Below are 13,723 nucleotides of genomic sequence, written 5' to 3'. Positions count from 1 at the left end.
GTTGGTGTTGAATACTGAGTCTCCCATGTATGTTGCAACTACGGTGTAGTTTCCAGGTTCGATGCTGTTGGTAAAGGTTTCCACATGGCCGTCTATAACGTCCATGTACATTGTATATTCTTCACCGCTTTCTTTACCTACCATATAGAATTTAACCAGTCCGGTTGCGGCTTTATTTAAATCAACCATAACCAGAGCGGTGTCTTCATAAACATCAATGTTAAGATCAATATTGGTGTTTTTCTTGGCGACATCAGTTATAGTGAATGTCACGGAGGTTTTGTTCATATTGTAGTTGTCATCACCAAGGTAAGTTACATCTACAAAGTAACTGTTTGGTACCAATACGGTTGTTAGTGTTGCGACACCATCTTCTACTTCAATATTGGTAACAGTTCCTCCAACAGTTAGTTTTACAAATCCTGTAGCGTTTTCATCAACATTTACAGTTAATGTAACTCTGTTACCATTCACAACAGCAGATGCTGTGATTGGAGTATCCTTCTTAATGTGGCCTTCGATAGTGAATTCTTGAGATGTAATATTGGTGTTGAATCTGCTGTCTCCCATGTATGTTGCAATTACTGTGTAATCGCCGGTTTCAAGAATATCTTCAAGAACCGCTTCACCATTGACAACATCGGCATAGAGAGTGTATTCTTCTTCGCCGGTTACTTGGAATTTGATAAGGCCGGTTGCAGCTTCATTTACTGTAACTGTCATTACTACATTGTTTTCTTCACTCACAACATCTAATGAAATTGGAGTATTTTCCTTAGCAGGTTCTACAAGTGTGAATTCCGCTTTGGTGGAGTTTTTATTGTAATTGTAATCACCAAGGTAAGTTACATCCAAGGTGTAGCTTCCGTAAGGCAAGGTGATTGTTAATGTAGCTTCACCATTTTCTAATGCGATATTGGATACGCTTACGCCAGATTTGACTTCAACAAATCCGGTAGCGTTTTCATTAACTTTAACAGTTAATGTAACTCTGTTTGCATTGGTTTCAACTTCTACGTCGATTGGAGTGTCTTTCATGAGATGTCCGAGGATTTCAACGTTTTTGGATGTAGTGTTAGTGTTGAATACTGAGTCTCCCATGTATGTTGCAACTACGGTGTAGTTTCCAGGTTCGATGCTGTTAGTTAAGGTTTCTACATGACCGTCTATAACATCCATGTACATTGTATATTCTTCACCGCTTTCTTTACCTACCATATAGAATTTAACCAGTCCGGTTGCAGCTTCATTTATATCAACCATAACCAGAGCAGTGTCTTCATAAACATCAATGTTAAGATCAATTGTGGTATTTTCCTTGGAAATTTCTGTAACGGTAAATGTCTCTATAGTGCTGTTGGTATTGTAGTTGTCATCACCAAGGTAAGTTACATCAACAGTGTAACTGTTTGGCATCAGACTAGTTGTTAATGTTGCAACACCGTCAACTACTTCAATATTAGCAACAGTACCTCCAACGGTCAATCTTACAAATCCTGTAGCGTTTTCATCAACTTTAACAGTTAATGTAACTCTGTATCCATTCACTTTAGAATCAGCAGTAATAGGAGTATCTTTCTTAATGTGGCCTTTGAGAGTGAACTCTTCGGAAGTAATGTTGGTATTAAATCTGTTATCTCCCATATAGGTTACGATAACTCTGTAATCACCGGTATCAAGAATATCTTCAAGAACTGCTTTACCGTTCACCACATCGACATAAAGTGAGTATTCCTCTTCACCGCTAACTTGGAATTTGACAAGACCTGTTGCAGTATCATTAACACTAACAGTCATTGTCACATTGTTTTCTCCGGTTTGGATATCCAATTCAATTGGAGTGTCATGTTTATTTACATTGAATGTTGTGGTATTATATGTGCTGTAGTTACCGTCAGCAATTGTTACTGAAACCAAAATGCCTTTATCAACATTCAAATTACTAATATCAATGCTTCCTTCACCGTCAGCAACGTTTACAGTGTAATTCTCATCATATATATTTACAATATATTCGCCATCAACTTCTCCTTTAACTAAAACAACAGCATTATCATCAATGAAAATATCTTCAACAGAAACAATGACTGAAACAGGTTTAGGAACTACTTCAAATACTGTTTCATTAAATCCGGTGTAATTGCCGTCAATAGCAGTCACGTTAACATTATATTTTCTTGCAGTCAAGTCAGAAACAGATACATTTCCTTTACCGTTTTTAACAGTGATGGTATAGGTTTTATTTCCTACATAAGCGAGATATTCACCGTCAGCGTCAGCTTTAACTGTAATGATTGCATCTTCTCCATATGTTATGTTTTCAACTGAAATTTCGATGGAAACGGATTTAGGAGTTACTTCAAATGCTGTTTCATTGAATGCGGTGTAATTGCCGTCAATAGCTGATGCATTAACATTATAACTTCCGACAATTAAATCAGAAACGGAAACGTTTCCGGTACCGTTTACAACATTAACTTTATAAGTTTCATTACCGACATAAACGAGATATTCGCCGTCAGCATCTGCACCAACAGTAACTACTGCATTTTCGCCATAGGTTATATTGGATACAGTAATGTTTAATTCTACAGTTTTTGGAATGACTAATACTACGCCAGAATAGACTACGGATTTATTGGTGTAGTAGGAATCTCCTTCAAATTTACCTGTGACCATATATTTTCCAACATTGTCTACAACATACAAATTAGGAACAACAAGTTCTTCGAGACAGGACTGTGTGGTAGTGTAAACAATATTCATTTGGGAATCGTATACTGTGTAGGTAATGTTTCCATATGCATTTTCTGGAACTTTCACACGAACAGTTGCATTTTCACCATAATAAATAGTATCGTTAGATAGGTTGAAAATTCCGATATTTTCATTAACTGTTAAATTAGCATAGCCGTATGCTTCATTATAGTCATCAGTTTCAATTTTATAAACTTTGATTTCATATTTACCAGGTTTGAAGTTTTTACTTGGAACTGTAAATGTTCCGCTGCCGTCAATATACAATGAAACTGCATCATCGTAGCTGTCGTTTATAAATACGGTATAATAATCAGCAACGTCGACTTTTACATTAATTTCAATATCTTCACCATAGTTAGCTTCAGCATCACTTACAGTTATGTTTGGAGTGGTTTTGTAAACTTCCACATAAACTGGTATACCGACTGGATAGTAGTTTTTATTTCCACCATATGATGCTGCAACTAAATAGTTACCATGGGTCAATGTGAGATTTTCAAGCTGAGTCTTGTTATACCATTTTCCATCCAATTGATAGAGAATCTTATCGGTAGCATTATTGATGAGTTCAGCATTAACTTCTAATTTTTCACCCTGAGTAATATTTGATATTGTAACTTTTAATCCAGGATCTATACGATTGACAGTGAATGTTTTGGTTATTTGATTAAATACAAATGTGTTTGAATCTCTGTCTTGTGCAGTTAATACCACATCATAGTCTCCACCTGTTAGATTGCTTAAAGTGTAGGTGAATTTATTGTTAGTTACTTTGACTGGATAGACTTTGTTGTTAATGTTTAAATTGACATTGAAGTCGAAGTTTGTACCAATATCAATAGTACCGTTAATTGTTTCAGTTTTTCCGTAGTCAATATCACTAACAGCATAATCGACGTTTTCAGTATCAAAGGTTGTATGGGTAATGTTCACATTAGGGTTCTCACTATAGATGTTTCTGCAATCGCCTCCCTTATTTTCTGCAAACACACATCCGTTGACACTAGCATTCACATCTGATCCAATGAATAATGTACTTTCACCTGAATGTGGGTTGTCTGAAAGGGTATTGGATAAAAATGTGGATTCTGAAACGGACAGATTTTTGTCTTCACTTAAAACAATATAATAACCAGTATTGTTTGTGAATGTACATCCTGAAATACTATTTTGAACATTGTTCCATGATTCAATTATACGGCTAAATGCATTTCCTGTAAATATTGAATTTTCAATATTCAATTTTGAATTATCCCTTGCAAAAATACCTTCTCCTTTAGTATTATCGTAAAATTCAGCATTAATGAGAACATCATTACATTTCTCAACAAAAATGGCTTCACCGGATCCTAATGTGTTTTCAACAAATTCGGTTGATATGATTTTTGCTGAATTCGCATTAGTTATATTAATGAGGCGACCCCAACTGTCGATTGTATTGTTTTCAAATGTTGATTCATTAATGATAATGTCAGATTTACTAGTGACGAGGTAAGTGTGGTATATGTTATTGTCATAAAATTCAGAGTTAACAATATTTAAATTTCCTTCATTATAGATAAATGCTTTAAATTCTATGGTATCACTGTCTTCTCCTAAAGTATTGTTGGCAAAGGCACATCCATCTAAAGTCAAATTACCTCTATTGAAAAAGACTGCATTCTTATAGTTAGTTTTAAATCCGGTGAATACTGCATTACATATAGTAATATCAGAGTCTCCAGTAGTGTTTATAAACCCTAAATTAGTTGTACTTTGATCAAAAACAACATCTCCAAGTGCAATTATGGTTAATTTTTTACCTACAATATTTCCTGCGGCATAGCCAAAACCGCTGTAAGTTCCTTCCATTACATAAATAATGTCTTCAGCTGTAGAGTTATTGATAGCTTCAGCCAATGTATCGAATTTTCCACCAGTACTGTTGACAATGAAATTGCCTAAATATTCGCTTACAGTGAATGTGGTTCCGTTTGCTGCATCGTTATAGTTTTCATCACCTTCACGGACAACCATTACGCTGTAGTTTCCTTCTCCAACACTGTCCAATGTTATTTCAGCTTGACTGTCAGCAATAGTGAAAGTTGAAAGCCTATTATTGAACAGAAGCTGGAATGTTCCGTTTTTACTTGCGTTGATTTTTAAAACAGGGGTACCAATATCTGAATTTTTAAGGATAATATCCTCTACAGTCAGATTTATGTAGACATTCGCTTTATTTACGATAAGCCTGTCCCTTATTGATTCACCATAATAAACGTTGCCGTTTTTATCATAAATGACTTCATTTAATATAACGTCATAAGCGCCTTTTGGTAAAACGCCGGTATTATATTCAAATATGCCGTCTGTAATTGTGACATTAGCGTCTTTATAGTTAACAAATCCAGGTAATGTTAATTGAAGGTCCATGTTGAATTGAGGATCAAGTGTGCCTGTAATTGTTGTAGGAATGCCGTATTCTCCATCCGGTACGTACAATATCACATCATAGAAATCGAATGTGTTATCTCTAAAGTCTTGAACATCGCCTGCATTGTAAATGTTTGCATACTCGTAAGCGAAGTTAATTCCAAAGAATGATTTTGTAAGTTTCAGGGTTTTGTTGTTGTAGATTGCTCCACCATTGCCTGTTGCGGTATTTGCAACTAATGTGGAATTATTCACAATCAGTATATTATTATTGTAAATGGCACCTCCGTCCTTTTCACTGAATCCTCCGCTAAATGATGAATTAGCTATGTTTGCTTCACCGTCATTGAAAATTGCACCACCATATCCGTTTGCAGTGTTATCTTCAAAAGTAGAGTTTAAGACTTCTAATGTACCTTCATTATAAACAGCTCCGCCATTTATGCCTTCATTTTCATTGAAAACTGTGTCTTTAATGGTTAATGATTTTTTGTTATATATTGCACCACCATTTCCGTTATTGATGTTTTCTGTGAAATTGGAAGCAACAATTTCTGCATTTCCATTGTTGTAGACAACAGAATTTGTATTTATGACATTGCTTGAGAATTCAGCTCCGTCGATGAATAATTTTCCATTATTCAAGACAATCGCATTGTTAATGGAATTAAGTGAAAATACACCGTCTGTTATATTTAAGGAACCGGAATTGTATATGATTGTCTCGGTTTCAAAACCTGTGAAAGAACAGTTTTTAAGTGTTAAACTGCCGTAATTTTCAATTGATGCATGATCTTTTATGCCTCCATCAACAAACTCAATGTTTTCAATTACAACATTGCATCCTTCAGCCACTGTAAAGAACCAGTTTGTGCTGTTTCCATCGAAAACAACCACGCGGTCTCTGAAATTGGTAAGTGTGAAAGATTTGCTAATGTCAATTTCCATATTCTCATCAATATGATAATTTGCATTTGCATAAATAATACCATTATCTGTAACATTGCCAATAGCATCAGTTAAGTTTTCATATACCTCATCTGCGGATATGATGAAGTTTGGCACTCTCATTTCAAATGATGCATCTTTAAAGATATATGTATTGAGGTCATGGTCATTCATTACACCTATAGTGTAGTTTCCGCCCATTACGTCCTCGAAAGTGACATTAAATGTTTGGGAACCGTTATTGTAAATTGAGTATAATGGTATATGATCGAAGTACAATAAAACGATTGAATCGAAGATATCAGTAGATGTACCGATAACAGTTACTGTCTGGTTGATTTTATCCATTGACCATTTTACTGTATCCTTAGCGTTAAATATACAAGCTTTCTTAACTATTTCATCAGCAGCATCACCAGCAAAGTAATTCATAGTTCTCTCATCATCTTCACCTTGGTAGTTGTCTAAAAATGTACATGCGTAAAATGAAGCTGATACGAACTGTTCAAGACCTTCTGAAATATAGATTGCTCCACCTTCAGATCTTGCAATATTGTTTATAAATGTAGTGTTATATGCAATGACGTCCGCATCCTGATCTGAAGTAAGTGAACCGATATATATTACTCCACCATATTCAGCTTCGTTATTGTAGAAATTACAGTTCAGCAATGTTAAACTACCTGCATCCATTTCGATAACTCCACCATCACTGTTGGCATATCCGTTGATTACGGTAATGTTTTCAAGTGTAATGGTAGGCCCTTCTGTGGTATATATAATAGGAATAGGTGGAGCTGCCTCAATTATCTCTACTTCAGTATCATATGTTAAATACAGGAAGTCACTTTCATGTTGACAGTCAAAAATAACCTCTTCGCCTGCAAAAGCTCTGATTGTTATTTCTGCTTCTCCTTCAATATCAATACCGGCGTTTCCATCTTCGTAATAATAGGTTCCTCCTCTAACTGTAATGATTCCTCCCATTAATGAAGCCGCATCTATTGCTTCTTCCAGGGTTTCATAATATTCATAATCTGAATCTTCATCTTCCTGGTATATGAATGGATAGTAATATTCCTCATCGTACTCATCTTCTTCAGAAGTGCGGATATCTTCATTATTCACAGACCTCATAATGGATAATGGAGCCATTTTGATATTGCTGGTTGAATAGTATAAATCATCACCTTCAAATACTGCATTGATTTCATAGTCTCCGTCATCCAAATCGGAAACGATTAAATCGTCTCTGCAGGATTGGGTTAGGGTTTTAACAATGTTTTTATTTGAATCTGTTATTGTGTATGTGATATTTCCTACTGCATTTTCCGGAGCTGAAACACCGACAATAGCCTCATTTGGAGATGTGACTTTATTGGAGGCACTTAATGTGACTACCGGAATATTTTTAGTGACTTTCAAAGTAGCCTCAGTGGAATTTGATTTGTAGTTTACACGTTCCTGTGAAGTGACTTTGATTGTGTAGGTTCCAGGTTCAAATATTTCATCTATTTCAACAGCTCTGCTACCGTTAACATATTTATCAGTTTTGTAATCTCCAATTTCTATTGTATAGATTGATGGAACATTTGTTTTTATGTTTACAATAACGGTACCATTATCTTCTACTTCCACATCCTCTACAGATATGGTCGGATTGGCTTTATATACTTCAAAATTGATGGTGGAAGATGAAGGTGCGTAATCGTCATTATTGTAGGTAGCTACTAGGGTATATTTTCCTGCATCTAATTTCAATGATTCGAGTTCATCTTTTGTGTATTCTTTTCCATTCAATTGATAACTTATTCTACCTGAAGCAGTGGAAGGCAATGTTTCAACGACTTTCAGGGTTTCACCATAGGTAATATTGTCAACAGAAACATTTAATTCAATGCCTATACGGTTAACTTTGAAAGTAACACTTATACTATCCATCAAGTAGGTATTATTGTTCATATCTACAATATTGTTTAAAACAGCTGTATGTTTTCCATGATTCAATACACCTGCATTATAGGTAAATGCATTGTTTTTAATTTCTGCAGTGACATTTTCACCATCAACGGTTAAGTTTGCTAATGTGTAGATATTGACACCAGGATCTGCTGTACCTTTGATTATTGAGTCATTACCATATGAAACAGTTGATGCTTTTAAGTTAGCATTGGTAATTTCAAAAACAGTATCATGAGCCACAGTAAATCCGTTGCTGTAAACATGCCTGTTTTCTCCAGTGTTATTCATAAAAATACACTCTTCAATGAGTGCTATAACTTTAGGAGAGGTTGCAACAGCTCCAGTTGTTGCATGGTTATCTGTAAATGAACTGCTATCTATAATTAATGTGAGTTTTTCATTATTAGGGTTTTTGATTAAAATTGCAGAACCCAACTTACCGCTATTGTTATTGAAGGTACAGCCTTCAATGAATGCATTTGAACTTCCGTCAAGACATAAGACTCCTCCGTCCACATCTTTGTTGGCGTTGTTTTCAAAGTTGGATAATCCTATGTCAATTGTTACCTCGGTAGTGTTTCCATTGACATATATTACTCCACCTTCAAGTTGGGCTTTTTCTCCTAAACTATTTTTGATGTTGTTTTTAATGAAATTAGATAGACTTACAGATGCATATCTTGAATTGTTTCCGACATATATTGCAGATCCTTTAACAGCAGTATTCTGTTCAAAATCACATGAATAGATTGCTGATTCAAATTGAGCTATGTTTTTAAAGTGAACTGCTCCTCCTTCACGTGCAGTGTTGTTTATGAATTTGGAATCTGTGATTGAAATATCTTCATAACCCAATGATGTGACTGCTGCAGTACTTACTTTTAAAGGAGCGACATTGTTTATGAAATTACAGTTGTCAATTTCCAGTGATTCTCCGTCACTAAATATGGCGGCTCCACCATTTCCAGCAAATGATGTTTTTGTAATCTTATTGTCTGTAAAATTACATGAATCTAGTGAAAGATCTCCGTGATTGACTATAGCTCCATAATTTGTATTTCTGTTGTGAATTCCTCTGAATGCTATACCATAAATATAGACTTCAGCATTTTCATTTACAATTATGAAATTCGCATCGCCGCCCTGAGCATCAAAGACCACAGTTTCCAGTGCAATAATATCTAAAGTCTTATTGGATATTACTACTTTTGTGTCTTTATATGTGCCGTTTTTAACATATATTGTATCTTCATTGCCGGAATTGGCTACAGCCTGTGCTAAAGTATCATATTCCACATTTGTACTTACAACGAGGAAGTTGCTGTAAGTTTTACTTACTGAAAAAGTAGTAAAATTCATGGCGAGATCAAAGTTTTCATCAGCATCGCGCATAGCAACAACCGAATAATTACCTAAATCAAGACCGGTCAGCTGCATGCTACCTTTACCGTTTACAACTTCAAGCTTATAATATTTATTTCCGATGAAAATTGTGTAATTATTATCCCAATTAGCATAAAGATTTAAAACAGGTATTTCAGGTATTAATACATTTTTTACTTCAAGATTCAATAATATTTTAGCTTTTGCAATTACTACTTTTAGATATGCAGGGTTTGTTAGATAGAATTCGTTTCCATTTAAATCAGAATAATACATGTGGGTATAGAAATGGTCATTACTGTCTCCCTGAGTATACATTCCTTCCATGGCTAATTCATGTGTTCCGCCTGTTAGCACTCCAAGATTTATATTAAATTTGTTATCTTCAACAGTAAGCAAATCTCCGAAAGCATTCTCATCATCTATGGTTCCTGATAAAAGAGTAAAAGTATTATTTAAATTTGAACCCCAGTCAAATTTACCATTAAGAATGTACTCGCTACCATAGGAAGCATCTTTTTCATTCATTGCTAAATCCAAATCATATTCATTAAACTCTAAATTAATTTTTCTTGTGAGTGATTTGGAGTATATGTTTCTCTGATTAGTTGCAATATTGGAATCAAAAACACAAGAAGTAATATTAACGAGTCTGTCGCTACTGTCAGTTATATAAACAGCTCCTCCAGTTTCAGCTGTGTTTAGCATGAATGTAGTGTCTTCAATTTTAAGATTAGTTGCATATATTGCACCACCTTCAGTTGTTGCATCATTACGGGTAAACTCTGAGTTTGTAACAGTTAAATCGGAAGAAGGATTTGCATTAATTGCTCCTCCCTGACGGCCAGTATTGTTAGTGAAATGACAGTCATCTATAGTTACAACAGTATTCATTAAGCTAATTTGGCCGTTTAATTCAAAAGTAGTACCATTTATTTCTAATTTTGAATTTTGAGCATTAATTGGAGTTCCAGGTTGGTTTTGAGAATTTTTAATATTATTAAATTCACAGTCTGTAATAGAACATTCCAAATCAGAATTGATATATAATGCATACATTGAAAATTTACCAGTAATAGTTATATCTTCCAAAATGAGTTGAGCATTAGAACCTGCTACATGCAACAGATAATTTTCATAAAGGGCTGAAAAAGTAACCGGTATTAGAGATTCAGTATCTTTAGGCATAATTGTTACTATTTTATTGCTAATGACTATGTTAAAATTATCAGTGTCATTGTAAGTTCCGGCTTCAACAGTAATTACTCCACTTCCACCATTAGGAATAGCATTAACCGCAGCACTTAAAGTTTCAAATACATCTTTATCATCTAAAACAAAATTAGGTTCTATAATAGTAAATTCATTTCCAGAATATGCGTATCTTTTTTCATAATTTTTCATCATGTAAACTGTATAAGTGCCTGGTTCCAAATCGGAGAAAGTTGCAGTGTCTCCATCATTACAAGCGGTTCTAGCATATTCTTTACCATTTTTATATAAAACAGCGTAATTTACCTCTTCTTTTCCGTATTCAATATCAGGAGTTATTTCCACTGATTTAGCAGGAGCGTCTACTTCAATTTCAAGGGAACCATGTCCTTTAAATCGGCAGTCGTTAAAAGTCCAGGTTCCAGATTCTCCACCTTCATTTCCGAAATCGTTTTCTTCTTCGACACCATCTTTAATCTTTTTATTGCCTTCAAAATAACAATTATTAAGTACGACAGTACCATCATCCTCACAGGAGATAGCTCCACCATCATCTTCTGCCCAATTATTTAGGAACTGGCAATTGTTGGCTATAAATGTTCCACCGTCCACACTTATAGCTCCACCATAATCAAGGGCTTCATTTTCAGTCAGTATACAGTTGTTCAATGTCACTTGTGCATTAGTAACTTCAATAGCACCACCATCAGCTGTTGCATGCCCTTTTTTGAATATTATGTTATTGAATGTGACTTTTAAGTCTTTATGAGATAACCAAAACAGGTAATTATTTTTTTCTTTAGTGCCGTCGAAAATAACCTGTTGACCATCAAACGGCTGTATTGTTATTGTTGCCGCACTTGTAAAATGAATATATATGTCCCCACATGTTCCTTTGTCAAGCTCGGTGTATGTACCGCCGTTAACATATATTGTTCCTGTTTTACTAGAACTATCTTTAATATGATCCATTGCGTCACGCAAATCTTCGAACCATTCATTATTTTCAGCCCACCAAAAACAGTCTGTGTCGGCTTTAAGCACATCATCGTTTGAAGCGGAAAGCACCTCATTTGATTTAGAAGTTACCTTCACCTCATTCGAAATTGATTTTTCATCTCGACTATCAGTTACATTAATTTCAACATCTCCGCCACTTTCACTCTCCGGCGAAATAGCGTTGTCTTCGTCAACAGCAACAGAAGTCACTGCTATCTCGGTATCGCTGACTTCTTCCATTAATGTTTCATTAGCATCAGCCGCTGAAATTGCGCCAATACTTATAAACAATACAAGGATTATCAGCAATATCCCTATCGTTTTTTTCTTCATTTTAAAATACCTCAAATTTGTAAGTAATTATAGAATATTCATTCAAAAAATTTACTCAATAATATTTTTCCTTTTATTGTTTTATAAAATTATTGTTGTTTGATGAATTAAAACTATAAATTCAGTTTTTATTTTCCAATATAACAGAACGTTTGTTCTTAAAATTAATTTTACACTTCAACCGAACGTTCGTTCTCTATATCATTTAATAACTATAAAATATAAATTGTTTAATGTATGAATACAAAACAGTTAATTTTAGAAAATACTTTAAAATTAATGATAGAAAAACAAGACTCTCTCATTTCTATTAGAGAAATAAGTGCATCCTCCGGAATTGCAATTGGTGGAATATATCACTATTTTTCAAATAAGGAAGAAATATACGATGAACTTATTGAAAAATATTATATGAATTATTACAGATTCAATATAGACAAACTCAGACAGATAAATGGTAATGCAAAAGAAAAAATCCATGATGTCATGGCTGAAATTTTCAGGCAAAAAGAAACCGGAATCCGGATTGAATCGATTGATGGTGAAATAGACTACAGGTCAATATTGCTGGTTTTAACAGGAGACGGATTTGCTTATGAACATTATGGGGAGTTAAGCCATAGTATTCTAAATGAAGTGAAGGATTTTCTAACAGAAATTATAGTAGAAGGTCAAAAAAACAGACAAATTAGACAGGACTTCTCAACCGAAGACATTGTAGAGTCATTAATTATCATGTACATGGGAATTCAATATAAATGGGAAGTATATTTAATTGATGATATGATTCAGGACTTCGAAGATAATTTTGATTTGGAATGGGAAAAGATAAAATTCACAGAATAACTTAAAACACGAGTGGTTAGATGAACACCAAAGACTTGATTGCTGAAAAAACACTAAAACTAATATTGGAGAAGGAATCAATTGATATTTCAATTAGTGAAATTCGAAATTATACAGGACTGACAACAGGCGGCATATATTATTATTTTTCAGATAAAAACGACCTGTTTGAAGCAATTCTTCAAAAATATATGGTGGATTATATTAAAGTCGATTTAGATAAAATCATTCTTGAAGGTTCATCAAAGGACAGAATCCATGACACATTGCTCAATATTTTACATCACTATATTAAAGGTGTGGAAATTGAAAGCATCAATGAAAAAATCAATTATAGCAGTGTAATTCTTCTTTTAACATCAATAGGTCATGCCCATCATGACGTTAACAGGATAATTTCACAAACAGAAAATGATATTAAAATATTTTTAACAGATCTTGTCGAAGAGGGTAAAAGGCAAAATGAAATCTCCGAGGACTTCTCAACCGAAAACATTGTAGATTCATTGCATATCCTGTATATGGGAACTCAATATTATTGGTTAAATTTTCCAGATGCAGACATTGATTTAATTTTTGAGAAAAATTTTGATATGACTTGGCAGACCATCAAATGCCATTGAAACTCTTTTTAATTAATAATAAATATTTTTGAAGTGTGACTTTATGAAAAAACACAATGGGATAATTACTTCGAATTAATTAAAAAATGGTTAAAGTTAAAATATGTAAATAATATATTACAATATGTGGTTAATAATTTGGTGAAGAGTCTGTAAAATTTTATAGGCTTATTTAATTTTTATGTGATTTTGTGTCCAGTTTTGCATTTGGAAGTCTAAAAATGTTAGAATTCCATTTTTGGTCT

General features: G+C 34.0%; 3 protein-coding genes. 2 read left to right on the top strand and 1 reads right to left on the bottom strand.

Annotation, left to right across the window (positions count from 1 at the left end; translation table 11 throughout):
- The coding region (locus tag QZN33_RS10965) for an Ig-like domain repeat protein (protein ID WP_296792454.1) at window positions 1-12,009 on the bottom strand (12,009 nt) is incomplete at its 3' end.
- Between the two features lie 237 nt (window positions 12,010-12,246).
- Between QZN33_RS10965 and QZN33_RS10960 the strand changes: the two genes are divergently transcribed.
- Together QZN33_RS10960 and QZN33_RS10955 are read left to right on the top strand one after the other, a co-directional pair.
- Window positions 12,247-12,855, top strand: a complete 609-nt coding sequence (locus tag QZN33_RS10960) for a TetR/AcrR family transcriptional regulator (protein WP_296792451.1) — start codon at window positions 12,247-12,249, stop codon at window positions 12,853-12,855.
- A gap of 20 nt (window positions 12,856-12,875) precedes the next feature.
- Window positions 12,876-13,478, top strand: coding sequence for a TetR/AcrR family transcriptional regulator (locus tag QZN33_RS10955; RefSeq protein WP_296792448.1), 603 nt, complete (start codon window positions 12,876-12,878; stop codon window positions 13,476-13,478).
- Window positions 13,479-13,723: the final 245 nt, after the last annotated feature.

Source organism: uncultured Methanobrevibacter sp., from assembly GCF_900314615.1.
Lineage (GTDB): Archaea > Methanobacteriota > Methanobacteria > Methanobacteriales > Methanobacteriaceae > Methanocatella.
The sequence above is the reverse complement of the archived record's forward strand: the minus strand, read 5'-3'. Positions and strand labels throughout refer to the sequence as shown.